Source organism: Streptosporangium sp. NPDC048886 (assembly GCF_055586905.1).
The window spans coordinates 1-24,377 of record NZ_JBVJHH010000049.1 but is presented as its reverse complement, the minus strand read 5'-3'; the positions used below and the strand labels follow the sequence as shown (position 1 = coordinate 24,377).

21 protein-coding genes and 5 pseudogenes are annotated in these 24,377 nt (G+C 68.7%); 16 read left to right on the top strand and 10 right to left on the bottom strand.

All coding sequences use genetic code 11. The annotated features are described in order from the left end of the window. The first annotated feature begins 43 nt into the window (after positions 1-43). The 12 genes and pseudogenes from ACZ6R6_RS41205 (at position 44) to ACZ6R6_RS41150 (ending at position 9,693) form a co-directional block, all read left to right on the top strand. On the top strand, positions 44-649 hold the full coding sequence (locus ACZ6R6_RS41205) for an isochorismatase family protein (protein ID WP_470102369.1): 606 nt from the start codon (positions 44-46) through the stop codon (positions 647-649). Then, entirely contained in the window at positions 646-1,842 is a 1,197-nt protein-coding gene (locus tag ACZ6R6_RS41200; protein ID WP_470102368.1) for a cytochrome P450, read from the top strand. Before ACZ6R6_RS41205 ends, ACZ6R6_RS41200 begins: the two co-directional genes overlap by 4 nt. A 50-nt stretch (positions 1,843-1,892) precedes the next feature. Next, a complete protein-coding gene (locus tag ACZ6R6_RS41195; RefSeq protein WP_470102367.1) occupies positions 1,893-2,237 on the top strand; it encodes a hypothetical protein in 345 nt (114 codons plus the stop codon). Positions 2,238-2,569: 332 nt separating this feature from the next. Continuing rightward, positions 2,570-3,196 carry a tyrosine-type recombinase/integrase gene (locus ACZ6R6_RS41190; RefSeq protein ID WP_470102366.1) on the top strand — a complete coding sequence of 209 codons (627 nt, stop codon included), beginning with the start codon at positions 2,570-2,572 and terminating at the stop codon, positions 3,194-3,196. Continuing rightward, the gene (locus tag ACZ6R6_RS41185; protein WP_470102365.1) at positions 3,172-5,631 is read left to right on the top strand and encodes a Tn3 family transposase; all 2,460 of its coding nucleotides are present in this window, start codon (positions 3,172-3,174) and stop codon (positions 5,629-5,631) included. The genes ACZ6R6_RS41190 and ACZ6R6_RS41185 overlap by 25 nt, the downstream gene beginning before the upstream one ends. Before the next feature lie 327 nt (positions 5,632-5,958). Then, positions 5,959-6,366, top strand: coding sequence for a VOC family protein (locus ACZ6R6_RS41180; RefSeq protein WP_470102364.1), 408 nt, complete (start codon positions 5,959-5,961; stop codon positions 6,364-6,366). Between the two features lie 83 nt (positions 6,367-6,449). Beyond that, a pseudogene (locus ACZ6R6_RS41175) lies at positions 6,450-6,779 on the top strand (hypothetical protein); the annotation flags it as partial. 107 nt (positions 6,780-6,886) lie between these two features. After that, positions 6,887-7,123, top strand: a pseudogene (locus ACZ6R6_RS41170) (site-specific integrase); the annotation flags it as partial. Between the two features lie 167 nt (positions 7,124-7,290). Then, on the top strand, positions 7,291-7,497 hold the full coding sequence (locus tag ACZ6R6_RS41165) for a tyrosine-type recombinase/integrase (RefSeq protein ID WP_470102407.1): 207 nt from the start codon (positions 7,291-7,293) through the stop codon (positions 7,495-7,497). 175 nt (positions 7,498-7,672) lie between these two features. After that, positions 7,673-8,056 carry a hypothetical protein gene (locus ACZ6R6_RS41160; RefSeq protein ID WP_470102363.1) on the top strand — a complete coding sequence of 128 codons (384 nt, stop codon included), beginning with the start codon at positions 7,673-7,675 and terminating at the stop codon, positions 8,054-8,056. Positions 8,057-8,200: 144 nt separating this feature from the next. Continuing rightward, the gene (locus ACZ6R6_RS41155) at positions 8,201-9,136 is read left to right on the top strand and encodes an IS701 family transposase (protein ID WP_470102406.1); all 936 of its coding nucleotides are present in this window, start codon (positions 8,201-8,203) and stop codon (positions 9,134-9,136) included. A 5-nt stretch (positions 9,137-9,141) separates the two neighbouring features. After that, entirely contained in the window at positions 9,142-9,693 is a 552-nt protein-coding gene (locus tag ACZ6R6_RS41150) for a transposase (protein ID WP_470102362.1), read from the top strand. 11 nt (positions 9,694-9,704) lie between these two features. On the opposite strand, the gene ACZ6R6_RS41145 is transcribed toward ACZ6R6_RS41150, so the two are convergent. Together ACZ6R6_RS41145 and ACZ6R6_RS41140 are read right to left on the bottom strand one after the other, a co-directional pair. Then, the gene (locus ACZ6R6_RS41145) at positions 9,705-11,042 is read right to left on the bottom strand and encodes an MFS transporter (protein WP_470102361.1); all 1,338 of its coding nucleotides are present in this window, start codon (positions 11,040-11,042) and stop codon (positions 9,705-9,707) included. Between the two features lie 174 nt (positions 11,043-11,216). Beyond that, positions 11,217-11,528 (bottom strand): hypothetical protein, encoded by a 312-nt coding sequence (locus ACZ6R6_RS41140; protein ID WP_470102360.1) that lies wholly within the window; start codon positions 11,526-11,528, stop codon positions 11,217-11,219. 59 nt (positions 11,529-11,587) lie between these two features. Here ACZ6R6_RS41140 and ACZ6R6_RS41135 point away from each other — a divergent pair, with 59 nt between their 5' ends. Then, entirely contained in the window at positions 11,588-12,493 is a 906-nt protein-coding gene (locus ACZ6R6_RS41135; RefSeq protein WP_470102359.1) for a pentapeptide repeat-containing protein, read from the top strand. Here ACZ6R6_RS41135 and ACZ6R6_RS41130 read toward each other — a convergent pair. After that, positions 12,459-12,851 (bottom strand): hypothetical protein, encoded by a 393-nt coding sequence (locus tag ACZ6R6_RS41130; RefSeq protein WP_470102358.1) that lies wholly within the window; start codon positions 12,849-12,851, stop codon positions 12,459-12,461. The genes ACZ6R6_RS41135 and ACZ6R6_RS41130 overlap by 35 nt on opposite strands. Positions 12,852-12,941: 90 nt before the next feature. On the opposite strand from ACZ6R6_RS41130, the gene ACZ6R6_RS41125 reads away from it, so the two are divergent. Further along, a complete protein-coding gene (locus ACZ6R6_RS41125; protein ID WP_470102357.1) occupies positions 12,942-13,079 on the top strand; it encodes a hypothetical protein in 138 nt (45 codons plus the stop codon). 24 nt (positions 13,080-13,103) lie between these two features. Here ACZ6R6_RS41125 and ACZ6R6_RS41120 read toward each other — a convergent pair whose 3' ends face one another. After that, positions 13,104-13,535 carry an NUDIX hydrolase gene (locus tag ACZ6R6_RS41120; protein ID WP_470102356.1) on the bottom strand — a complete coding sequence of 144 codons (432 nt, stop codon included), beginning with the start codon at positions 13,533-13,535 and terminating at the stop codon, positions 13,104-13,106. Between the two features lie 813 nt (positions 13,536-14,348). On the opposite strand from ACZ6R6_RS41120, the gene ACZ6R6_RS41115 reads away from it, so the two are divergent. After that, positions 14,349-18,521 carry a WGR domain-containing protein gene (locus tag ACZ6R6_RS41115; RefSeq protein ID WP_470102355.1) on the top strand — a complete coding sequence of 1,391 codons (4,173 nt, stop codon included), beginning with the start codon at positions 14,349-14,351 and terminating at the stop codon, positions 18,519-18,521. Positions 18,522-19,066: 545 nt separating this feature from the next. On the opposite strand, the gene ACZ6R6_RS41110 is transcribed toward ACZ6R6_RS41115, so the two are convergent. Continuing rightward, complete coding sequence (locus ACZ6R6_RS41110; RefSeq protein WP_470102354.1) at positions 19,067-19,450, bottom strand: ester cyclase; 384 nt, start codon at positions 19,448-19,450, stop codon at positions 19,067-19,069. A gap of 91 nt (positions 19,451-19,541) precedes the next feature. Here ACZ6R6_RS41110 and ACZ6R6_RS41105 point away from each other — a divergent pair, with 91 nt between their 5' ends. Further along, positions 19,542-20,105: a TetR/AcrR family transcriptional regulator gene (locus tag ACZ6R6_RS41105; protein WP_470102353.1), complete on the top strand. Its 564-nt coding sequence runs from the start codon at positions 19,542-19,544 to the stop codon at positions 20,103-20,105. A gap of 421 nt (positions 20,106-20,526) precedes the next feature. On the opposite strand, the pseudogene ACZ6R6_RS41100 reads toward ACZ6R6_RS41105, so the two are convergent. The 5 genes and pseudogenes from ACZ6R6_RS41100 to ACZ6R6_RS41080 form a co-directional block, all read right to left on the bottom strand. Next, positions 20,527-20,924, bottom strand: a pseudogene (locus ACZ6R6_RS41100) (transposase); the annotation flags it as partial. A 168-nt stretch (positions 20,925-21,092) separates the two neighbouring features. Then, positions 21,093-21,578, bottom strand: a complete 486-nt coding sequence (locus tag ACZ6R6_RS41095) for a hypothetical protein (RefSeq protein WP_470102352.1) — start codon at positions 21,576-21,578, stop codon at positions 21,093-21,095. A 312-nt stretch (positions 21,579-21,890) separates the two neighbouring features. Then, positions 21,891-22,162, bottom strand: a pseudogene (locus tag ACZ6R6_RS41090) (IS30 family transposase); the annotation flags it as partial. A gap of 937 nt (positions 22,163-23,099) precedes the next feature. Beyond that, complete coding sequence (locus tag ACZ6R6_RS41085; protein WP_470102351.1) at positions 23,100-23,963, bottom strand: transposase; 864 nt, start codon at positions 23,961-23,963, stop codon at positions 23,100-23,102. 138 nt (positions 23,964-24,101) lie between these two features. Next, positions 24,102-24,377, bottom strand: a pseudogene (locus ACZ6R6_RS41080) (ImmA/IrrE family metallo-endopeptidase); the annotation flags it as partial.

Below are 24,377 nucleotides of genomic sequence, written 5' to 3'. Positions count from 1 at the left end.
GGAACAGGGGCGGCGCCCGGACTCATCAGAAGGAGGCACGCTCATGCCTGTTACCACGATGGACACAACGACCGCACTGGTCCTCATCGACCTGCAGAACCTCGTCGCCGGCCTCCCCACCACCCCCTACACCGGCTCTGAGGTGGTGGCCCGTGCGGTCGAACTGGCTGACGCCTTTCACCACCACGGTGCACCGGTTGTCCTGGTCCGGCTCGCGGCCGGCGCGGACGGATCAGATGCCGCGCCAGGACGCACCGAGATCCCGCGCCCGCCTGGCCCCCTGCCCGTGGGCTGGGACGTCATCGTCGATGACCTGACCGGCCACCCCGGCGACATCACCGTGACCAAGCGCACCTGGAGTGCCTTCCACGGCACCGACCTGGACCTGCGGCTGCGCCGCCGCGGCGTCACACAACTGGTGCTGGCCGGGCTCGTCACCAGCATCGGCGTGGAGTCCACCGCCCGCGCCGCCTACGAACACGGATACCACGTCACGCTGGTGACGGACGCCATCGCCGACCGAGACGCGGAGACGCATCGCCACAGCATGGAACGGATCTTCCCACTCCTCGGCGAGCGCGGCTCCACCGCCGAGGTCATCGACCTGCTGGCCAAGACCCGCACCATCACCGAACGAAAGGACAGATGATGACAGAAGCGCTGGAATTGCCGTTGCACATGCGGCGGAACGGGCTCAACCCGGTCCAGGAACTGGCCCGGGCCCGCGACGGCGAGGGTGTGGTGCGAATGGAGACACCGTTCGGCATGCCCGCGTACCTGATCTGCCGCCAGGAGGACGTTCGCCAGGTGCTGGCTGATCCGGCCCGGTTCAGCAGCGCCCTGACACCGTTCCCGGGATCCGAGCGAATGAACGCCGACGAACGGGCCACGATGCAGGCCGGGCAACTGATCGGATTCGACCCACCCAAGCACACGCGGTTGCGCCGGATGCTCACCCCGGAGTTCACGCTACGGCGGATGCGCAGGCTCGAGCCGCGAATCACCGAGATCGTCCAGGCGGCTCTCGACGATCTGGAGCGGGCCGGCAAGCCGGCCGATCTGGTGAAGCACTTCGCGCTGCCGGTGCCATCGCTGGTGATCTGCGAGCTGCTGGGCGTGCCGCAGGCCGACCGCGAGGAGTTCCAGGAGCGTTCCGTGCGCATGCTGGACACCTCCTTGCCGATGGACCAGCGCGTCGCGGCGCAGCGGGAAGATCGCGCATACATGGCCGACCTGGTCGCCGGCGCCCAGGCTGATCCGGGCGAGGACACGCTCGGCATGCTGGTGCGCGAGCACGGCCACGATCTCCGTACCGATGAGCTGATCGGCATCGCGAGCCTGCTGCTACTGGCCGGACACGAGACCACCTCGAACATGCTCGGCCTGGGCACCCTGGCCCTGCTGCGGCACCCGGACCAGCTGGCGATGATCCGCGAGGATCCGGCCCAGATCGAGCCCGCCGTCGAGGAGCTGCTGCGCTGGCTGTCCATCGTGCAGTCGCTGCCGCCGCGCACGACCACGACGGACGTGGAGATCGCCGGGCACGCCATCCCCGCAGGCTCGCTGGTGATCTTTTCGCTTCCCGCCGCCAACCGCGACCCTGCCTTCATCGACGATCCCGAGACCCTCGACATCACCCGGGGAGCCGCCGGCCACGTCGCCTTCGGCCACGGCGTGCACCACTGCCTCGGGGCGCCGCTGGCCCGGATGGAGATGCGCATCGCCTTCCCCGCACTACTGCGCCACTTCCCCGGCCTCGCCCTGGCAGAGCCACACGAGCAGGCCGACTTCCGCACCTTCAGCCTCGTGTACGGCGTGCACACGCTGCGGGTGACCTGGTGAGCCCACAGCCGCCGGAAGCCGGCACCGCACCCACCCGATTCTTTGGCCTGATGAAGGCGGGCACGGTGTTCCTGGCCGCCGCGCTGCTGGTGCAGGGGATCACCGCCGGACAGCTCCTGTCCGGCGGCGCTGGCCGCCAGTTGCACCATGCCACAGGTGGCATCGTCTCGGTCGCGATGCTCCTGCAGATCATTGCCGCGTTCCTGGTATGGCGGACGGGCCACGGATCGGCGCGGTATCTGGCCGTCAGCGCGTTCCTGATGGTGCTGATCGGCGTCCAGTTCGTGGTCGGTTCGAGCGGCGACCTCGCCGTCCACGTCCCTCTCGGCGTGGCCCTGTTCGGCGCGGGCGCCGTCCTGATGGCACAGGTATGGTCGCCCCGCCCCGCTGACTGAGCTCACGGCCCAACTCGCCTACTCGGACCAGAACGACCTGGACCCAACCCGGCAACGACGCCGTTGACATAAGCCGGCTTGATCGCGTGTAGCAGGGTGGTTCGGTCTTACCGACGCCCCGCTGCGCGCGGCGACGCGCTTGATCACCATGAGGTGATCCTCCGTAGGGTCTTATCCAGGTCGGGCCGCCTCGGTGAATGTGCGTGGTAATGATCTATTATCACGTACCTGAGCGATCACGGCGGCGCGGCGGCCAGGAGAAGCCCTCGCCGGGACGGTGCGCGACTCCGGCACGTTATCGGGTACATCACAACAGAAGTCGCGCGGCCGGCATGAGCGCGGCGTCGAAGGTCGCCGCGCTGCGCGGAGGGCACGTCAGTCTCGCCGCGGCCGCCGACGCCTTTCTGGCCATCCCGCGCACGGCCAACCCGAACACCCGCCGCGCCTATGCCTCGGCCATCGACCGCGTCATCACCCGGCTCGGCCGTGACCGGCCGCTGGCCGAAGTGGCCGACGCCGAGATCGGAACCGCGCTCGCCGAGTTGTGGGGGGCGAGCGCGCCGGCGACCTGGAACCGCAACCGCGCCGCGGTCGCCTCCTGGCTGCTCTGGTGTCACGCCAAGAAGCACTGGGCGGCGCCCTCGGTCCCGGCCGACGCCGAGCGCCGCAAGGAGAGCGCCGACGAGACCCGTGCGGTCGCCAAGACCACGATCCACCGGCTGCTGTCACGCCGCGACATCCCCCTGCGGGAGAAGACGCTGTGGCGAATGCTGTACGAGACCGCTGCCCGAGCCGCGGAGATCCTGGCGCTCAACGTCGAAGACCTCGACCTGGAGCACCGGCGCGCCCCCGTCCGTTCCAAAGGCGGCGCGATCGAATGGGTGTACTGGGACCGCGGCACCGCCCACCTGCTGCCCCGCCTGCTTCGGACGACGTGGCCGAGCGCATGTTCACCCTGATCGCGCGCCGCGGCGAGGACGGCGCCGAGACAGAAGATCGGGATTCACAGGCCGGTGGTGAGATCGGGGACGGCGGTGAGGAGGTCTCGACGGAGGCTGAGGGCGTGGACGTGTTCGCGGCGATCCGGCAGGACCCCGGCAACGTGAGCGTCACCACGATGGAGAAGGAGGTGTTCAAGCTCGGCGCCATCGAGGCGATCGGGCTGCCGCAGGACGTCTTCGACGACATCGCCCCCGGCGTTCTGCTGTCCTGGCGGGCGCGCGTCGCGGTGTCCTCGCCCAGCCATCTGCGCCGGCATGGTCACGAGTTGCGGGTGACGCTGCTGGCGGCCTATCTGCACTGCCGCCGCCGGGAGATCATCGACGCGCTGACCGACCTGCTGATGACCACCGTGCAGCGGATCAACGCGCGCGCCGACACCAAGGTGACCGAGGAGTTCGTCGCCGAGCTGAAACGAGTCTCGGGCAAGGAGAACATCCTGTTCAAGATGACCCAGGCCGCGCTGGAGGCGCCGCAGGAGACGGTGAGCGAGGCGATTTACCCGGTGGTGCCGGGCGGGGTGGACACGCTGGTGGCGTTGTGGCACGAGTACACCCACAAGGGCAGCACCTACCGCCAGCATCGGCAGCGCGTGTTCAAGGCCTCCTACACCAACCACTACCGGGCCGGGCTGATCCAGATCCTGGAGGCGCTGGAGTTCGGCTCGACCAACACCGTGCACGCGCCGATGATGACCGCGCTCGCGCTGATCAAGTGGTACAAGGCCGAGACCACCCACCGCACCAAGTACTACGCCACCGGCGAGACGGTGCCGGTGGACGGCATCGTTCCGGCGGAGCTGGCCGAGCTGATGTACCGCACCGACAAGAACGGGCGGCGGCGGATCTTGCGCAGCGTGTACGAGTGCGGGGTGTTCCAGACCCTGCGCGAGAAGCTGCGCTGCAAGGAGATCTGGGGGCACGGTGCTACAAGTGGCGCAACCCCGACCTGGACCTGCCGGCCGATTTTGAGGACAAGCGGGAGGAGCACTACGCCCGGCTGCGCAAACCCTTGCAGGCGAAAATCTTCACCGCCGAGCTGCTGGAGGAGATGGACGTCGAACTGTCGGCGTTCGCCGCTGGAGGCGCTGCCCGAGCCGCGCAACCTGCGCAAGCTCAAGGCCGCGGTGCGCTCGCGGTGGGGCGTGGTGCCGCTGCTGGACATGCTCACCGAAACCGCGCTGCGCACCGGCTGCCTGGACGCGCTGATCCCGGCCGGCACCCGGATGGGCATGGAGCCGGCCGAGTTCTTCGAACGGATGCTGCTGGTCATCTACGCCCTGGGCATCGGCGCCGGGATCCGGTCGGTGGCCGCCGGCGAGCACCCCTACAGCGAGGAGGACCTGCGCTACAGCCGCCGCTGGTTCCTGTCGGTGCCCGGAGCGCGGCAGGTGGCCAAGACGATCGCCAACGCCACCTTCGCCGCCCGCCAGTCCTGGCTGTGGGGCGAGGGCACCACCGCGGTGGCCTCCGACTCCACCCACTTCTCGTCCTTCGACCAGAACATCTTCACCGAGTACCACTCGCGGTATAAGCGGGCCAAACGCGGGGTGTTGATCTACTGGACGGTCGAGACGGCGGGCGCGATGGCCATTTACAGCCAGCACCTGACCTGCTCGGCCTCGGAGGTGCACGCAATGGTCGAGGGCGCGATGCGGCACGAGACGAACATGAACGTGGAGACCAACTACGTCGACTCGCACGGAGCTTCACTGATCGGGTTCGGCATCACCCGGTTGCTGAACTTCGACCTGGTGGCCCGGTTCAAGCAGATCAACGTGATGAAGCTGTACCTGCCCGGCCGCACCGACCGCTATGCCTATCCGCTGCTGCGCCCGGCGTTGACCCGGCCGATCCGGCCGGAGATCATCGAGAACAACTACGACCTGATGATCAAGTACGGTACCGCGATCCGGCAGGGCACCGCCTCCACCGAGGCGCTGCTGCGGCGCTTCCAGGGTGAGACCACCCACCCGGCCTACTCGGCGATGCTGGAGGTCGGCTGCGCCCAAAGAACGATCTTTCTGGCGCGGTGGCTGCGCGACAGGGATCTGCCGCATGAGACCGAGTCCGGGCTGAACGTGGTGGAGAACTACAACGGGGTCAACGACTACATCCGGTTCGGCAAGCGCGGCGAGCTGGCCTCCAACCGGCGTGAGGAGCAGGAGCTGGCCATGCTCTGCCTCATGATCTTGCAGAGCAGCCTCGGGTACATCAACACGTTGATGATTCAAGACACCGTCGCCGAGCCGGAGTGGGCCGACGTGCTCACCGACGTCGACCGGCGCGGCCTGACTCCGTTGTTCACCACGAACATGACCCCATACGGGACAGTACAGCTGCGTCGTGAGCGCCGCTTGGCCCTCAGCGGCCCTACCTCTCCGCCGGAGAGGTAGGGCGCGAGCTGCGGGGAGGCAGGGCCCTGGCCGGATACGACAAGCAGCAGGCCTACCCTGAGGCCGTCGCGGCCGCGCACGCCGACTTCGCCGCCCTGCGCCCCCGAACTGCACGGGAATACACGACACAGGATGTCGAGATTCGTTGGGAGGCTTAACGGAGTGATCCCTCAGACACCCTGAGCGGTCACTCCATACGGGTCTGGGCGCGCAAGCAGTTCCGGGGGCCGAACCTAGGCGGTCAAGCACTGCCAGGTTCGGATGGCCTTCGGTACCGGCTGCTGCGGTCCTGGCCGTTCGCAATTCACCCACACAAAGGAGCATCGGATGGGGTCTCAACTCAACCCGTGCCTCGCTTTCAACGGGAACGCACGGCAGGCGATGGAGTTCTACCGGGACGTCTTGGGCGGCAAGCTGGAGATGGGCACGTACGCCGATTTCGGCTCGCCGGACGTACCCGCCGACCGAATCATGCATGCCACGCTCCGCACCCCGGACGGCTACACGCTGATGGGTTGGGACGTCCGGGAAGAGACGCCTCACACCCCGGGCAACAACCTTGCGGTCTTCCTCGGCGGCGACGACGCCGCACTCCGCGGCTACTTCAAGAGGCTGTCCGCCGGCGGCACCGTGACGTTGCCCTTGGAGAAGCAGTTGTGGGGTGACGAGGCCGGCTCGCTCGTGGACCGGTTCGGTATCACCTGGATGGTCAACATCACCCAGCAGCAGTCCTGATCGACCACGGAAGTAGCTCAGAGCCGGTGATGGACGAGTTGGATGCCTGGCTGCATCAGTTCGGGTAGCACCACTTCCGCGCACGGTTCCGGCTCCGTGGCCGGGACCGTGCGGTGGTCGGTCTACGCGGCGTCACAACCGTCCGCAGACACACCGAGGAGCTGGTCGAGCGCAGGCTGGCCCCGGCCAGAACCGCGCAACGACGGCCGCCCCTCCCCGCACGGTGCGGCACCGCCGAAGCAGGAGCGATGGGCAGGCCGCGTGCGTATATGCCGGGAAGAGATTCGGAACGGAATCCGACGTTAACAGCATTCCCGCAGTTCAGTGAACCCCTGCTATCGCGGTTTCCAGACGTGGTTACGCCAGGTTCCGTTCTATCGCCCAGAGAGGCGTGGGGCACGACCAGTTCTTAGATAACTTTTGTTATCTGGCAAGATAGCGATCACCGGCATAGCGCGAGCTGGGCCGGCCGTCGCCCGGCGCGCAGGCTTCGTCTCCCGGTTATCTGGCAACCTGGCGGATGGTGGAGGTCGGCACGGTGGATCCGGTCATCGCCGAGCAGCTCGGCCACTCCCACCCGCTCGCCCGGCACCTGGACGACTTCCTCACCGACCTGGCCAACGCCGGCGCCTCCGCGCACACCCGGCGCGCCTACCGCGGCGACCTGATCGCCTTCGCCGCCCACCACGGCGAAGAACTCGGCGCATTGTCCGCCGCGCCGGTTCGCGCGTTCCTCGCCGAGCTCGCCGACCTGTCGCCGGCCAGCCGCAAGCGCAAGCGCGCCGCCGTCGCCTCCTTCGCCAAGTGGGCGGTCCGTCATGACCTCCTGACCGCCAACCCGATGGACCGCATCGACACGGTCAAGGTGCCCAAGAGCCTGCCCCGCCCAGCCGTGCCCGCCTCGGCTACGACCGTGCCCGCGTCCTGCTGGAGAAGCACGCCGGCCTCGATCTGCACCAGTTGCGCCACAGCGCCGCCACCCACCTCGGCGAAGCCGAGGTCCCGCTGCAGCTCATCATGGGCAAGACCCGGCACAAGAACCCCCGCACCGCCATGCGCTACGGCAAACCCGGTGCCGAAGCCATCGCCAAGGTCACCGAGGTGCTGGCGCCCCGTCGCCGTACTCACTGATCAACCGAGTGGCGGCTGGCCGGAGCTATAGGAGTTCCGGGCCTACTGGCGGTGGGAGTGGCTTGCCTGGGAGCGGGCCTGGTGGCAGTGTCCATTCTCATGCTTGTTGTGGCAGCCGAGGCTGCTTCGGATTCCCGGAGCTGCGAGTCCGGGAGGGCGGAGGAGTGACGTCGACATGGCAGAGTCGGTTCCTGGGTCGACGGCGGCCGTGTCGGCTGATGTGGCGCGCGCTCGGGCCGAAATCGAGCTGAGCCTTCCAGCTCCGCTGGTGGCTTTGTGGAAGGTGATGGACGGTCTGATGACTGATGCTGGTGTGACCGTGTACTCAGCTGGGTGCATCGGCGAACGCAACACCACCTACGACGTCACGCAGTACGCACCGGGTTTCGTCCTCATCGGCGACGACAGTGGTGGCCGCGGGTTTCTCCTGCGTGCCGATGATCCGTACTCCGCCGTGTTCTCGTCAGACCTGGGCGATCTGGGCCCTGAGGGCTTCGAGGTCGAGTCCGTGGACTTCGCATCCTGGATCGAATCGCTCCGTCCTGGCCCCTTCTGCTGACGAAGGGCGTTCTCGGATTCGCGTGCACTCGCGAGGTGGAACAGGGGACGGACTGAGCAGCTCGATTTTGCTGGTGGGACTTGTGTGGACGTGGGTGTGGCCACCGTCGTTGATCATCGGTGTGTGAAGACAAACGATCACACGGTGGCCGCAGGTCACAGCGTAGACCCTGTTCGCTGGCAGGAGGCGTTCGAGGCCCTGATGGACCGGATCGCAGGCCGGTTCGCCCGGTTCGAACCCCGCCGCCGGATACGGTCGTTGGTGCTCGGTCTGCTCTCGGACCTGCCTCGGAAGAACTGCTGGACTATCGCCGAGTGGGCCGGGGACGGCATGCAGCATCTGCTGAGCCGAGCCAAGTGGGATACCAATGCGGTCCGCGACGATCTGCGCGCGTATGTCGTGGAGCATCTGCACGATGAGCAGGCGATCCTGGTGGTCGACGAGACCGGGGACGTGAAGAAGGGCGTGCACACGGTCGGGGTCCAGCGCCAGTACACCGGCACCGCCGGCAGGGTCGAGAACTCCCGAGTCGCCGTCTACCTGGTCTACGCAGGCCGGCGCGGTCATGCCGCGGTGGACCGCGAGCTGTACATCCCGCGCTCATGGACCGGCCAGCCAGGCCGCTGCCAGGCGGCCGGATTCGACCCGGACACCGCGTTCGCGACCAAGCCCGAACTGGCCGCCCGCATGATCGCCCGCTTCCTGGACGCAGGCCACCACGCCTCCTGGGTGGCCGGCGACGAGGTTTACGGCGGCAACCCGAAGCTGCGGGCCGCCCTGGAGGAACGCGCCACCGGCTATGTGCTCGCAGTGGCCCGCACCCACAAAGTCACCGCCCAGGCAGGGAAGTTCCGCGCGGACATCGACGAGTCCGGGCCAGCGGCCTGGACGCTGGACACCCTGACCGAAGCCGCCCGTGCCCTCGGCATCGAGGTGGCGCGCTCGCAGGTGCGGCGGATCCTGCTGGCCGAGGGCGTGCGTTGGCGCCACACCCGCTCCTGGGCCACCAGCCATGACCCGGACTTCGCCCCAGAAGAACCCGGATTGTTGCCCTCTACACCTGCCCGCCGCCAGGAGTGACAGTCGTGGCCGCCGATGAGCTCGGCCCCGTCCTTCCGCGGACCTTCGACCCCGCGCCCGGCTGGAGCCCCGACGGTCGGCGGATCAAAGCCGCTCTGGAATACAGCCGTGGCCCGGAGAAGACCTGGGTCTACGGCGGCCTGCGCATCGCCGACGGCCAGGCGGTCACCATGACCGCCGCCTCGCACAACAGCGCCGACTGGCAGCGTTTCCTGGCCCTGCTGGAAAAGAGCAACCCGATGGGCACGATCGCGGTGATCACCGACAACCTGTCCAGCCACGACAGCGTCTCCACCTGCGAATGGCTCACCGGGCATCCGCGGATCCAGCAGGTGTTCATCCCCAAGGGCGCCTGCCGGCTCAACCTGCAAGAGGCATGGTGGCGCATCTTCCGCCGCCAGGCCCTGGCCGGGCAGGCCTTCGCCGACCCCAGCGAGATCGCCTACGCCACCACCGTGGCGACCGCGCAGCTCAACGCCCGCGCCCGTCCCTCGATCTGGGGCCGTCCAACTCCCGAGCCTCGCCGCCGTCGACGTCGTTTTACCTACCTGTTTTAAGGAACGAAGCACTAGTCAAACCCGTCCGGGGTTGTCGGTGAATTCGCCGGTGGCAGGTGCCGAGCGCCGGACGCTGGGGCGTTCTGTGGATGTAGGTCGGGAAGGTGCCCCTCCAGTGTGGCCTTCTGCCGGGTCGAAAGCTGCCGGACCTCCGTAATGGAGATCGATACGGCGGCGGCTCCGACGACGATGGCGGCACAGGCCCACAGGACCGGCCGGATGCCGAACGCCTCGGCGGCCGGCCCGGCCAGGGCGTAGAACACCGGCACCAGCAGCGTGCCGATCAGCGCGGTGAGGGACAGGACCCGGCTGAGGTATTCGTCGGGGACATGCTCTTGGATATAGGAGGTCCAGGCAATGAGCTGCATGGTGCCGCCGGCGCCCGTGAACGCGCCGGCGACGGCGATCAGCGGCAGTGGCCGGCCGGCGGCCATCGCGGCCAGCAGCAGCGCCTCGACGAGCGCGGCTCCGCAGACGATGAGACCGACCCTGGCCGGGCGCAGCAGCAGCGAGGCCACCGATCCGGCGGCGAGGCCGACGCCGACGGCGGAGCTGACCACCCCCCAGCCCACGGCCCCGCCCAGGGAGCGATCAGCGTAGACGGGGCCGAGCACGCTGACGCCGGCCGCCCAGCAGCCCGCCGTCAGCGCTCCTTGGACGGTGAGCACCCATAGCCAGCGGCGGCAGGTGAAGGCCGACCAGCCCTCAATGAGGTCGGCGACGACCCTCCGCCGGGGATGCAGGCGGGAGGCGGGCGGGAGCCGTAAGGTCAAGAAGATCGCGGCGGAGACGCCGAAACTGAGGGCGTCGAAGGCCAGCACCCACCCCGGCCCGATCCCCGCGACGACGAGCCCGGCCAGGGCAGGTCCACCGATCGCGACGACGTTGCCCGCCAGCTGCAGCAGCGCGTTGGCGTGGGCCAGCATGGGGCCGTCGACGAGCTGCGGCAACAATCCCTTCATCGCGGGCTGGAAGAAGGCGCCCGCGGCCCCGGTCAGCAACGCCGGCCCGGCGAGCGTCCCGGTGTCGGCCGTGCCGGTGAGGATCACGACAGCGGCGGCCGTCTGGGTGAGGCCGCTGACGGCCTGGCAGGCAACAATGATCACCTGCCGGGGAAACCGGTCGGCGGCGACACCCGCCACGGGCATGACCAGCAGGAAGATCACGGGACCGGCGGCCAGGACGAGGCTCACATCCGCCGGGCCGCCCCCGGCCTGCAGCACGGCGAAGGCCAGGCCCAGCGGGGCCACGGTCGTCCCGGCGACGGAGGCGGACCGGGCCAGAAAGTACCGCCGGTAGCGGGAGTTGCCGCCAAGCAGCTCCACGGCTCCGGTCAGGCGTTCGCGCATGCGCTCTCCACCGCGTCAGAAGGATGCTCAGCCGCCGGCGGAGCGGCGACGAGCAATCGAGAAATGAGGAGAGCCGAGCTACACAGGACCCGCCCCAGACCGACCAGCCCGCCCACCGAGGATACGTGCGTGCGGTCCCGAGCCCACGGGGCCGCACGGTGCCCGGGACGGTGCTCAGCGGCGTTGGATGGCCTTCAGATCCCCCAGCGTCAGCTCCTGACTTCCTTCGGCGGTCTTGCTGCCGACCCACGCGAGAATCCGCGGATCCAGGTCATCGGACGGACGGAATCGAATGGCGGTATCCCGGTCGTCCGAGTCGACCAGCTGAAGGTAGGCGGCGAACGCGGCGCTGCCCCCGGCGCCGGCTTGAGGCGCGTCATCGGCCCGTGGTTGCCTGGCGGTCGCACCGGGCGCAAGAGCATCGACCCCATGTATCGACTCGACTGGCTGTTTGTCGGATCGGGCTGCGAGACTCCGTGCATGCATGATCTCGTACTCTCAGGGGAGGCCACCGCAGCTGGTCTTCTCGCTGCGGTGAGACGCTTTTGGGACACGCGTCCTGGTCCCAGCCGCAGCAGGCGGCCGACGTGAGCGCGTTCGAGCGGTTCAGCCTCCAGGCGGGCCCGGAAGAGTGGTCACCTGTGTGGATCGCTCGCGGAGAGCTTCGCCACCAGCGGTTCGATCTGCCCGCTGGAGTGTCCAGCGTGACCTTCGACCGGGCACGGCTGGTGAACGTGGACTTCTCCGGAACACGGTTCGCCAGCTTCAACATTCACAGTAGCGCGTTCGAAAGCTGCGACTTCTCCGGCACCGTCTTCGAACAACTTTCGATGAGCACCACCCACATGGGAGGGCGCTGGGACAGAGCCAGCTGGCCGCAGTCGATCTTCCGTGATTGCGTGTTCCGGCGCACCCGCTTCGCGCCTTTCACCTTCTTCGGTAACGTCCGGTTTGAAAGGTGCGTGTTCGACCGCTCTCGCCTGAGGGACCAGACAATCACGTTCGAAGCCGAGTTCGTCGACTGCGTCTTCCGCGGCCGCGTGCGGAACATCAACTTCTGGGGCTGTCCGACCGACCACCAGGCCGCGCTGGGCAGAGACCGCAATGACTTCACCGGCAACGACTTCACCGGCGCGGAGCTCGACTACGTCGCCTTCCACCACATCGACCTCCAGGCCCAGCGCCTGCCTGGACTGCCCGGCTACGCGCTCCTCGACCGGATCAGCGAACGGGTGGAGGCGGTGCTCCCCCTGGTGGAGCACTGGCCGGAGGCACGTCACCGGGAGGAGGCCGGCTTCAGCCTGAAGTTCCTCGCGGACAGGGCCCTGGAGCAGAACGACGATCAGGCGCTGGTGAGCCCTTTGGACATGGGCCGGAAGCTTCCGCCCGCGCTCCGCGAGGAGCTGTTCGAGGCGTTCAGGCGCATGTCCAGCGATACATCCCCTGGTTGAGCCGTACCGCCTCGCGGGCCAGGTCTCGCAGGGCCATGACGCGTTCGAGCTCGAACTCGTCGAGTAGTTCCTCCTCGGCGTACTCGCGCAGCCGTGCGTCGTCCACGGCGGCGAGTGCGGCGATGGTCTCGGGTGCCACCCGGTCCACGCTCGCCGATTCGCCGTCGTCCACAACGGCCTGGCTGTCCCCGAACTCGCTGAGGTCGCGTCCGCTGAGCTCCGCGGCCAGCGTGTCGAGCTCGTCGAGCCACCCCTTGCAGTCGATGTACGGCAGGTTCGCGGCCCCCGGCCCTCCGGACAGGGCCGATCGGGCGGCCTGCTCAGAGTCCGCTGTGAAATAGTCGACGAGAACGCCCATGGCGCCCACTTTACCGATCATGCCCACGTCGGGATGAAAGAAGGTCACGCGCCTCAACGCAGTCGGACTCCCGGGCGAGGATGTCGTGCGGTGTTCGCCGCCCACGTCAAACTCGATGGAGCCAGGACGCCGGCGCCGCGCCTGCGCTTCCTCGACGACACCCACAACACCGGCCTGCTGTATGTCGGCCGGCTCGGACCTCACCTGATCACCGGCCGAACCAACTAATGTCGCACCCGCGTTGGGAGGATCTCAATGATCTTGGCCCGTGCTCAAGCGGGCGGTATCCGGCCACGTGCGGCTCAACCCGGCGTAGGCGCGGATGCGGGGCCGGTCTTCCGGGAAGGCACCCACCCAATCGTGATCCAGCGGGATCCACGCCGCAGGCTGGCGGCTTTCCGCGGCCAGTGGAAGCGAACGGTCAACGATGGCCGCGTAGGACAGGCCGAGCGTGGGCGCCCAATCGAAACGGTAGGACCGGACGACCACCGCCGCCGGCACATCCAGCACCTCAGCCAGGACGCCGGTCTCCTCGGCCAGCTCCCGGCACGCCGCGTCGCGTGGCGTTTCCCCAGGCTCCACCCTCCCGCCCGGCGGGACCCAGCCACGCCAGCGGTGCTTCACCAGTAGGACATGCTCGAAGGTCTCGTCGAAGGCCCAGACGTCGGCCGCGATCGGATCCATCGGCCCCTTCACCGCCTCCTGCAGGCCACCGCATTCGGCTGCGATCCGGGCGGTGGCCCGCTCCGAACTCTCCTGCGGCCGAGGTTCTCCACCGGGCCGCCCGGTGTCCGTTCCGGCGGTGCGTCAGTCCACGTGGTGACCGACATCCTCCCTTTCCTCAGGTCGCCGACAAGCGTCTGCTTGATCAGGCGCAGCTTGGCCCGGCACAGCGCCCCGCGTACCCGGGTGCCCGGGTGCCCGGGTGCCCGGGTGCTGTCTCCCGGTGTCGGGATCCAGCTCACGGTTTCGCTGGGGGCCGGCGAACCTCCTACATCAACGGCCAGCACCACAGCCAGGCCCTGATGGAGGCCGGCGTGCGCCGCACCATCGTGATCGACCTGATCCCCGGCAGCTGAGGCGAACGCTCGCGTGTGCGCGCGTAAGGGTGTCGCGAAAGCCCGCCCCGGTCGTGAGTCATCGTGGGCATCGCGTGCGCGCGAAGGATCCTGGCGAAACCCTCCGCCGGGTTCCTCGTGCGCGCGCCCGCGCGAATGCCTCGCGAAACTCCTCCCTGGACCAGGTCAGGCTGCCCCATCCGCCGTGCCGTCCCCGCCGTCCCCCGGCTCCATCGGCCGGCGAAGCGCTCCACCGCCGGACCGGCGGGCCCGTGCCGTACCTGACCGGTGAGCGGGATCACGGGAATGTCCGGCGCAGGCTCTAGCATCCGCGGCATGAACAACACCGGACCTCACCGCCCCGGCATCGCGTCATCAGTGCCGCAGAGGCGGAGAAGCGGTTCGGCCTCCGTTGGCACAGGAGTAAAAGGAATAGTCGATGGACGAGCATGACCCGATCAGCCGGTTCTACGGGCTGCCGATCACGCCGGAGACGGCCGCGGCGTCGGTGGAGCACCTGACCGACCCGTTTGCCGACGATCTCGTCAAGGCGCATCTCGGGAGCAACTATTCGTACTTCGGGGCGATCGACAAGACGCTCGCGGGTTTCTTCGTCCTTGATGACGAGGGCGACAACTACACGCTGCTGGACGTCCGCGGGGACGGGCGGGTGTGGTGGCAGGACCACGAGACCCGCGAGCTCTACCTCCACTTCGACTCGCTGGACGACTGGCGTGCCTTCAAGGAGGAAGTGGACAGAGGCGGCGACGAGGACGAGCTTCGCGACGCCTTCCGGACCGAGGAACGACCGGCGGCCCGGCCCGGCGAGGCGCCCGGCACGCCTGCGCTGGCCACGAGGTACCAGTGGCTGGTCTGGCTGCTCGCGCAACCGCTGCGCGACCATCAGGGCCGGGTGACCCAGGACGACGACGAGCTGACACGGAGCGCGATCGGGCATTTCCGCGCCGTCTGGCCGACAGATGAGGCCGCGGAGAAGAGCCTGCTGGCGGAGTTGCCGCTGCTGGCCGGGGACCCGCATCTGGCGATCTACTGGCTGCTGCACACGTCGCTGCTGGCGATGGAGCCGCAGCGGGCACGGGTGCTCGCGGCGATCGGGCAGGCGCCGTGCCGTACGCCGCTCGTCGACGCGTTCGCGGCGGCTTTCGGGTCGCTGCCGCTGGACGGGGATGTGACGATCGTGCCGGGCTTCAGGACGCGCCGCTCGCTCGCGCTCCTGTACACCGGCGACGACGCACCCGAGACGGAAAGTGCGCGCACCGCGCTGGTCTCCATGGAGGTCGAGCCCCGGGCGAGGTCGCTGATGAAGTTCGTGCTCGTCTGCGACGGCCTGGAGGAGGGCACGTTGACGGACGCCGAGGTCGCCGCGGCGGCGACACGGATGGATGCGACGCCCGGCTCCGCGGCGCTGCGCGCCCTGCTCGACCGGCGCGCCGGGATGGAGGCCAGCCCCCATGCCGACGGGTTCGCGCGGACGGCGACCACCACCGGCGAGACCTGGCCGTGGGTGCTGGCGACGTTGTGGCAGGTCCATTCGCTGGTCCGCGACCTGGACGCACTGGAGACGGTGATCGGTTTCCTGCTGGACAAGGATCCGTACCATCGGCGCGTCCTCGCCATACTCCAGCACGCTCAGGGACTGGCCGGGCGCGAGTTCCTGATGCCCGCCGACGAAATGGAGCGGGCGCTGGCGCTGGCGGAGGCGTCCGCACCGATCCTGCAAGAACTGGCGGCGACGCCGGACGACCACTCGGCGATCATCGCGAGGACCGCCGACCCGGCGTTGGCACAGGCGGTCGCGCGCCGCGTCCTGCACCGTGCGGACGTGGACGAATACGCGGCCGAGGTGAGCTCGTGGGCGATCCGCGCCGTCCTCGCGGGTGACGACCCCGACCGGGGGGAACTCGCCGCCCGGGGTTTCGAGGCTCTGCCGCTCCAGTCCCACCAGCAGGTGCTCACCGACATCGCCGGTGAGATCACCTCCCCCGGCCACCCTCTCGTCCGCGTCATGCTGCGGGTGCTGGAGCACGCCGCCGAACCCGACGACGCCGACTTCATGGCGACCTACACGGTCAAGCAGATGAAGAAGGAGGTCCTCACGGCACTCGCACCGTTCGCGCACGAGCCGGAGATCTTCGACGAGCTGATGCGCCTGGCAGAGCTGCCCGCCGGCCATACGACCATCGATTCACTGTGGAGCGAGCTGTTCGACCCGTTCAGCGAGGAGACCTACGTCCTGCCCCGGCTCTCGGACGAGCAGGCGGTGCGGGTGGCCAGGGCGATGATCGCCACCCAGCTCACGCATCCGGTCATCCTCGCCCGCAACACCGCCGGGCATCAGCTTTACCGCTTCGCCCACGCGGGCGCCGAGGACTTCCTGATCGAGGCGCTCAACGAGTACGGCAGGCGCTTCGCCGATTCCATGGAGAAGGGCGGGAAGGTCTTCGACCGCGGCCAGACCGAGGACGACCTCCTCAAGGACCTGGTGGCGAACCTCTACTCCGCGGTCGGCAACATGGGGACGCCCCGGTCACGGACTGCGCTGATCGAGCGGCTCCTCACCGAGCGGCGCGAGTTCTGGCGGATGGGCAACGCGATCGGCGGCGTCTTCTCCGCCGAGGTCCACCGCGAGGCGCTGACCATGGTGCGCGAGCGGCGGGACGGAATGGGCGCGGGCTGCTACGCGTACGCCCTGGCCGACTTCGTGAAGCAGGGGCCGCCGAAGGTGGACCTGCTCCAGGAGCTGGTCGGCTGGCCGGTGCCGGCCGAGGAGCTTTCCCGCCGCTTCTTCAAGTACGCCCTCATCGTCGGGATCGAGGCGGCCCTGACCGCGGAGGCATACGACCTGGTCCGCGCCGCACACGCCCTCGCCTCCTCCGTCGCGGAACCGCCCTTGCAGCCCGACGAGCACGCGCGCGCCACCCGGTGGGACAACCCGCTGGAGACGGAGGAGCTGGCCAGACAGCTGGAGGCGGTCCTGTCCGGAGCCGCGGACGACAAGCGCCGCCGCCTCGTCGAGAAAGGCGCGGCCGCCCGCGTCCAGGGCACGCCACGGCTGAAGATCTCCGACAAGAAACTCGGCATCCTGGCCGGTACGACCGTCCGACGACGGCTGCTGCATGACACGACGACCGGGGAGGTCTGGTTCCTCGACATCGACGGGGCGGTGCACGCCTTCGACGGATACGAGATCACCGGCCTCCCTTTCGAGCCCCGGGCGATCGGTTACGGCCGAATGCGGGCGTTCCTCGATGGCGTGACCGAACTGTCCGAGCGCGCGCTGTTCTGGGACCGCCGGGCACACGAATTCGTCGAGGTCATCCGCTATGGCGACCGGCTGACCTACGTGTGGGGCCGGAACAACAGCTCGCTCGACGGTCTCGGCCTCTCCTTCCCCGGCGTCGACGCGGCGGCCGACGCGTTCGCCCGCGTGAAGAGCAGCGTCGCCGCGGCCGGCATGACCGAGACGAGTCCCTGGTACGTGCCGGGCAAGGGCGCGGTCCTGCGCACCTTCCACACGCCCGACCCCGCCGGCCCGAACAACTCAAGCGACTATCGCCGAGTGTTCGACCGGAGGATCGGCGGCGGCCCTCGTTTCGCCACCGAGGCGGAGGCGGTCGCCGCACACGAACGGTGGGAGCTGGAGGCGCAACGGGACCGCGACGCGGGCCTGACCTGCCTGGAGTGGCAGGACAACCAACGCCGACCCGAGGACATGACCGTGCGGGAATGGATCAGGGACCGGATCCGGGACGACCCCAGCGACGCGGCCTGGCACGCCCGGGCGCTCACCGAGATCGTCGATTACCTGGGGAGCCACGGCTACGGTGACCTGATCGGCTCGATCGAGGTCGAGGTGGGCTCGGGCGTCTCCGACGACGAGATCGCCGCCTACGAGGCCGAGCGCCGGCACCCGATCCCCGAGGTGTTGCGCGCCTTCTGGCGCGAGATCGGCCACGCCCGCTGGTCCGTGGGCGGGGCGGGAATGCGGGTCCTGGCGCCGTCGCAGGTGCTGTCCCGCCGGCCGGCCGCGCGACAGCTGGGAGAGGACTTCCTTCGAGAGCTGGCTCCTGCCGAGGCCGACGCCGCCCGGCCGCTGATGAGCGCGCTGGACGTGCTGGTCGAGACGCTCGACGGCCCTGTCATCTCCACCGTGCTCGCCGACTGGGAGGCCAAGGAGGGCCGGGTCTTCACCCATGCCGACTACGATCCACGCAGTTTCTGGTGGGAGAGATCTCTGTCCTGGATGCTGGCGACGCGCTTCCTCGACGTCTTCGCCGACGCGATCGAGGAGGCCGCACCCGTGGTGGCGCAGCTCTACCACGGCCAGCGGTTGAACCCGGACCTACAGCGCCGCTACTTCGAGCTGAGGGAGCAAGGCAAGACCCCCAGGTTCTGGGAGCTCCTGTACGACGAGACGTTCGGCCTGGTCTCCACCCGCTCCGGAAAGATCGGCGCGGCCGGTGCCATACGCAACAGACGGTACGGCGACCCGGCCCGCGCGGCCCGCGAGGCGGCCAAGCTCGTCGCCGCCAGGGAGAAGGACGGCTACCGCGAAGCCGTACCCGTCAAAGCCCGGGCCGACGCCCCCTGACCGGACCCGCGAGGCCCGGCTCCGCCGAGATCCGGGCCTCCGGCCTGCCGGAAACTTCTTGATCATCAGATCACGGCGAACTGAGAGGAGTGGCGTGGGCATGCCAGGATCGGTTACGCCCGCGCCTCGACACTCCGCCGGTCGCTGGACACCCGGCTCGACTCCCGCAAGGCCGCCGGGGTGAGCCGGATCTTCTCCGAGAGGATCTCCATCCGTACCACCCGCCGGCCCGAGCTCGAGCGGGCCGTGGCCCTGGCCGGCGAGATGCGTCTCCGGCATCGTGGTCACCCTGGTCGTCCACGAGCACAAGCGGCTAGGTCGCGGCCTGGCCCTGGCCGAACTCGCCGAACAGCTCCGGGCTGCGGGTGTCGGCCGGCCCCCTCCCCCGCCACCGTCCTGCGCATGTTGCGTGACCACGATGCACGGAACCCGGTGACGACGCAGACAGGCGAGCTCTGAAGATCGCCCTCTACACGCGCGGCCGACACCGAAGCGGGCATGGGCCGTCTCGGCGCCGCCTGCGCACCTTGAGGCCGGCGGTGGTCTTACCGGTCGTGCGGGAGCGGTTCGGCGAAGGCCCAGTGCTCGACGAGCTGACCGTCACGCACCCGGACCATGTCCATGCCCCGGATCTCGAAGCGCTCCCCGGTGGGAGGCTGACCGAAGAAGTCCCCCGTGTGGGTGCCGCGGATCGTGTAGCGATTGGAGACCCATTCGCCTTTCTCCACACTGTGCTCCGTGATCACCTCCATGTCGGGGCAGCCTGCCCGCATGTGCTCCCATTTGCGCCGCCAGTCCTCCCGGGTGACCCGCACGCCCTGGTCGAGTGAGTCGGGGGCGACGAAGCGCAGGCTCGTCTCCAGGTCGTCGTCCTCCCGAGCGGCGATGATCGCCCTCACCACGGCCGCCGGTCCCATGACTTCGGTCATCCCTCCACCTTCCCAATAAACGGGGAACGGTCCCCGTTTCTCGAGTCAAGATACGGGGAGATATCCCCGGTTAGCAACTAGGATGTGCTGCATGGCTTCCCGACCTCCGCGCCGAGCCGACGCGCAACGTAACTACGATCGCCTCCTCGCAGCCGCCGAGACCGCGTTCAACGCGGACGGGGCCGATGCGTCGCTCGACGACATCGCCAAGGCGGCCGGCGTCGGGAACGCCACGCTCTACCGGCACTTTCCGACCCGGGAGAAGCTGATCGAGGCCGTCTATGACCGGCGAATCCGGGCGCTCTGTGACCTCGCCGGCGAACTGGCGGCGTCGACACAGTCCGGCGAGGCGCTGCTCGAGTGGCTACGTGCCGTGGTCGTCCACATCACCGAGAGCCGGGTGCTCGGCGAGGCGTTCATGGCCGCCTACCGAGGCCCCGACGACGTGGAGCCGCCGCAGATCGTGGCCTGGCACCGTGCCGTGCAGGAAGCCGCCACCCCCTTGCTGGCCACCGCACAGGACGCCGGAGACATACGGCGTGACATCGGCGTGGCCGAGCTGATGGCACTCACCACCGCCGTGGCCCGCGCGGGAAGTCCACCTCAAGCCGGCCACTACCTCGACATCCTGCTGGAGGGCATCGTCCCGCGTTGAGAGCGGTGACCCCAGGGATGGGAAGGCGTCGCTACTCTCCGAGACCACACCGCGCAGAGCCATCGAGAAGACCGGCCAGGCACGGCAAGTTCGCCAAGCAGCAGCGCGCAACCGATCACCACCCTGGTCGGACCGCGTCGTAGCCGCTCACGGTCCACACCGTAAGCGAACCCGAGACCCTGACATAGAGGGAGGGAGTCACCGCAGGTCAGCGCTGTTTCCGTTGAAAATTTCTGCATTGCTACCGGGACCCCGTGCAGGGCCATGAGGTCGTTCCCAGGAAGCCCGTCGGCGACACCTGTTGATCCAAAAACCTCGGTAGCGTCAAGCCACGACCGCCTTTGCGATCGCAGGCCTGATGCTGCTCGCCATACTCGCCATCGGCCAGATCGCCCTTGCTGCCGGAGCGCCCTTGGGCCGCTTCGCCGTAGGTTCGGCGCTTTTGGAGGCAGCGGTAGAGGCAGCCGATCAACCGGTTGAACAGATGCCGCAGAGCTGCGGTATGGGCGTCGTCGGCTGTTCTGCGGCGGTCGTAGTGCGCCCGCGCCCCCGGCGAAGGATGTAATGCGGCGAAGGCCCAGATGTAGCCGGCGGCGGCCAGGCGGTCGTTCTTCACCTTGCGGGTCATGATGTGTCGTGACTTGCCGCTGGCTCGGGTGACCGGTGCCGACCCGGCATAAGCCTTCAAGCCGCGAGCGTCGGCGAAACGGGTCCGGTCGTCACCGATCCCGGCCAGGATGCGGGCGCCGACCAGGGGAAGCTGGTGATGATCTCGGCGTCGGGGGGCTGGGCGAAGGCCTCCTCAACGAGGGTGGCCAGGCTCCTCAACCTGCTCCGAATCCGTACACTCCACAACGCCTGGCTACACACCGTGAGCGCTCACACAGTTCGCGCCAGAGCCGGAGTTTTCCTGATGGTCGGCCAGCCTGGTCCAGGCCGGCGGCCAAGGACGCGATCAGTCCGCGGCTTCCGCCGGAGCGAAGATGCTCAGGAGTGGGCGAGGACGGCCGAGGGGCGGGTACGGCGCTGGTAGGAGCGGGTGCAGAGGGCGAGTGAGAGGCCCAGGCCGGCGAAGGCGAGTCCGCCCACGTAGCCGACCCAAGGGGACCAGCCTTCGGCGTCGCCGACCGTGAAGCCGACGGCCGAGGCGATCAAGGTGGCGAAACCGTAGGGGGCGAGGACCAGCGCGCCCGCCCAGCCCGGGACGAGCAGCGCCCGGCGCGGCAGCCGCTCGCCCCAGGGCCGGGCCAGCGCCGCCAGCAGCAACACCCCGCCGAGGGCGCCCAGCACGGTGAAGTCGATCCCGTGCTGCTCCATCCACACCAGCGCCTCGGGCGCGCCGTTGGCGCGCATCCCAGCGCCGAGATCACCGGCCGGCCGACCGGCGTTCCCGCCGAACGCCCAGTAGGTCTTCATCAGGATGTAAGGAGCCAGCGCAGCGATTCCGAACCACATGGCCTTGAGAGACTTCATCGAGATCATGCTGCTGAGCGTGGCACAGCCCCAGGTCCGGAACCTCCCCTCGGGGGACCAGCCGGCTCCCCCGCAAGGGGGATCAACAACGGGCCGGAGGACCGGGGCATGTCCCTTGGATCAGCTGAGGGGACCTCGGAGCAAGATCTTTGTCGAGGCGACGTCCGTGCAGGTGAAGGGCGCCCGAGAACCGGTGGTGACCAGAGCGGACGTCTCGCTCCAAGAGCACACCGTACGGCGCGTGCCCCTGACGCGAAGCACCGGTACGGAGCTTGCGAACGTCACAACGCGTCGGCCAGTTCGGCGCTCTCGAGGGATCAACGCATCACCGCTGTTCAAGATCTCAGCGTAGATCTCCGCTGGACTGCGGTAGCCGTGGATCTTCCGAGGGCGGTCGTTGAGCTCGGCGGCGATGGCATCCAGGTCTGTTTGCGTGAAGGCGCGCAGATCGGCGTTCTTGGCTGGGTACTGGCGCAGCAGCCGGTTGGTGTTTCGTCGGTGCCCCGCTGCCAAGGGCTGCGCGGCTTGCAGAAGTAGACCGGCATGCCCGTCGCGGCGCTGAAGGCGCGGTGCTCGGCCATCTCGGCCTGTTGGTAAGGCTGGCGCCACCGGCCGCCATCTGTGGCATTGCCGCTGGTGAACCCCTTGATCCGAAGGGGTGACGGGAAATGCCGAGCCTGTGCAGAAGCGGCACTTTGAGGCTGGAGACGCACGCAGACACCCCGCTGAACACCGGCGAACAAGGCGAAATGCCGTCGCCATCCGGCAACTGGGCACTTCTGGCTCGCAAATGGCGGCCGGCGGCGGCAGCCTTACCGACACCCCAAGCCCCGGAAGAGTGCAAAGTACGGGCGTTCGCGCAGGTCACAGCAGATTGGTGTCCCGGTAGTAGGGGTGCCGTTAAGAACGGCCGGACAGAAGTTGACGGGATCCCGTCTAATCTTGATCTTTAACCTGTGCGTTGTCGTCGGGCGGTCATGGTGAGGTCCCGTTTGGTGGTTTTTCCGACGTCATAGTGGGGTGCCGGCCTGCGGTTCTTGGAGCCGGACGGGCGTCCAGGACCGGGCCTGCCGGGTTTCGGCGCATCGGCCGGAAGGACGACCCTCGCCCGGAGGTTGCGAAACCCGCGAGGGACCCGCGCGGGAGTCAGCCGACCCAGCGGAGCCGGTTTCTCCCAGGGGCGGCGTAGGTCGTCGGCCAGTGGCCGAGCCAGGCGGAGTTGGGCGTGGGCGGCGATGATGAGCCAGGTCCAGCGGTCGGCGGCCTGCGGGGTGCGGATCTTCGGCCGGGTCCAGCCCAAAGTCTGCTTGAAGAGCCGGAAGGTGTGCTCGAGATCGAACCTGCGCAAGAAGGACTGCCAGCAGCGGTCGACGTCCGCGGCGGTGGCGCCAGGGGCCGAGGACCACAGCCACACCGGCTGGGGATCGCGGTCGCCGGGCAGGTGCTCGACCTCAAGGCGGATCAGTGTGCCCTCGATGACGGGCAGGTCGCCCTCGTGGTCGATCCAGCAGGTGCGGTGGGTCAGCCGCGGGTGCAGCCGGTCCCACTGCTGGCGATGGCTGTGCCGTAGCGGGTGGTTTCGGTGGTCGTGGTGTGCTGCGGCTCCGGCCAGGTGGCGGGCTTGTTCAGGGCGAAGGCGGGGCCGTGTTTGAGCGGACGACCGTGGGTGCCCGGCAGGCGGGGCGGTTTGGGCAGCAGCAGGACGCGGTCGGAGCGGATCCGTCCCAGCAAATGCACGGGGAGATCGGCCAGGACGAACGCCAGCCGGGTGACGTCGTAGCCGGCGTCCATGACGATCATGATGTCCGCGTCACCGCTCTGCCAGTGCCCGGCGGCGATCAGGCGGCCGACGACGGCGCGCAGCTGCTCGGCGGTCACCGCGGTGGCGTCGTCGGCGGGTCCCAGGCGGACCGCGTCCAGCACGGCGGTCCACGAGGTGCGGCCGGGATCCGAAGCCGCGACGAAGGAGTACGGCCAGCCCGGGATCAGCTGGGAGGCACTCTTGGCGCGGCCGTAGACATGGCAAAACAGCCGCTCCGCCGAGGTGGGTGCGTCCGAGCGCAGCCAGGGGCTGACATCGACCGCCAGCACGATCCGCCCGTCGGCGCTCCTGGGCAGCGGCAGCTCTGCCAGCACGGCGCGCAGTTGGCTCTCGTCGATCCGGCCGCTGTTCAAGGCGTCGTAGAGGGCGCCGTGACCGCGCCGATGCTCGGGCGTCAGGGTCAGATCGACCAGAGATCTGACCGCGCCATCGGCGCACAGCAGCGCGTCGGTGAGCTCGAACAGCGCATCCGCCCGAGCGGTCAGGCAGTCATACATGTCGGTCCGGAACCGGGACAACACGGTCAGGGACCCGACGCGGGCGGCGTCATCCAGCAGACTCACCTTCACGGCCTTGGGTTTGATCGTTAGCGTCTCGACAGCGCACATGATCACCCCAAGGCCGTACCGCTGTCCACCGAACACCAAAACCACCTGCCAGCTCACAATGAGCCAATCGAGGGCACAGGTTAAAGATCAAGCTCAGTCACCGGGGCCGAACGCCGAGCGCAGGCGTTCCAGCTCGCTGCTCACCGGTCCGGCGGGCACGCCGCGGCGGGCCTTGTGCATGATCAGCGAAGCGACCATCTCCGCCTCCTGCTCCTGCCGTTGGGCGTAGGTCGTGCGGCCCAGCACCCGCCGTACGAGTTCGACCGGAAGGTTGGGCATGAGCACCGAGGAGACCGTCTCGTCCAGCCCGCCGGAGCCCGCGTGGCCGCACAGGAGATGGCCCAGCTCGTGCATCAGGATGTGCTCCTG

Coding starts and splice junctions, on each gene's coding strand:
- ACZ6R6_RS41190 (WP_470102366.1), top strand. CDS start 2,570: ATGAGCGCGGCGTCGAAGGTCGCCGCGCTGCGCGGAGGGCACGTCAGT.
- ACZ6R6_RS41105 (WP_470102353.1), top strand. CDS start 19,542: ATGGCTTCCCGACCTCCGCGCCGAGCCGACGCGCAACGTAACTACGAT.
- ACZ6R6_RS41200 (WP_470102368.1), top strand. CDS start 646: ATGATGACAGAAGCGCTGGAATTGCCGTTGCACATGCGGCGGAACGGG.
- ACZ6R6_RS41120 (WP_470102356.1), bottom strand. CDS start 13,535: ATGGATCCGATCGCGGCCGACGTCTGGGCCTTCGACGAGACCTTCGAG.
- ACZ6R6_RS41205 (WP_470102369.1), top strand. CDS start 44: ATGCCTGTTACCACGATGGACACAACGACCGCACTGGTCCTCATCGAC.
- ACZ6R6_RS41115 (WP_470102355.1), top strand. CDS start 14,349: ATGGACGAGCATGACCCGATCAGCCGGTTCTACGGGCTGCCGATCACG.
- ACZ6R6_RS41160 (WP_470102363.1), top strand. CDS start 7,673: ATGGCAGAGTCGGTTCCTGGGTCGACGGCGGCCGTGTCGGCTGATGTG.
- ACZ6R6_RS41180 (WP_470102364.1), top strand. CDS start 5,959: ATGGGGTCTCAACTCAACCCGTGCCTCGCTTTCAACGGGAACGCACGG.
- ACZ6R6_RS41140 (WP_470102360.1), bottom strand. CDS start 11,528: ATGCATGCACGGAGTCTCGCAGCCCGATCCGACAAACAGCCAGTCGAG.
- ACZ6R6_RS41195 (WP_470102367.1), top strand. CDS start 1,893: ATGAAGGCGGGCACGGTGTTCCTGGCCGCCGCGCTGCTGGTGCAGGGG.
- ACZ6R6_RS41145 (WP_470102361.1), bottom strand. CDS start 11,042: ATGCGCGAACGCCTGACCGGAGCCGTGGAGCTGCTTGGCGGCAACTCC.
- ACZ6R6_RS41095 (WP_470102352.1), bottom strand. CDS start 21,578: ATGAAGTCTCTCAAGGCCATGTGGTTCGGAATCGCTGCGCTGGCTCCT.
- ACZ6R6_RS41130 (WP_470102358.1), bottom strand. CDS start 12,851: ATGGGCGTTCTCGTCGACTATTTCACAGCGGACTCTGAGCAGGCCGCC.
- ACZ6R6_RS41110 (WP_470102354.1), bottom strand. CDS start 19,450: ATGACCGAAGTCATGGGACCGGCGGCCGTGGTGAGGGCGATCATCGCC.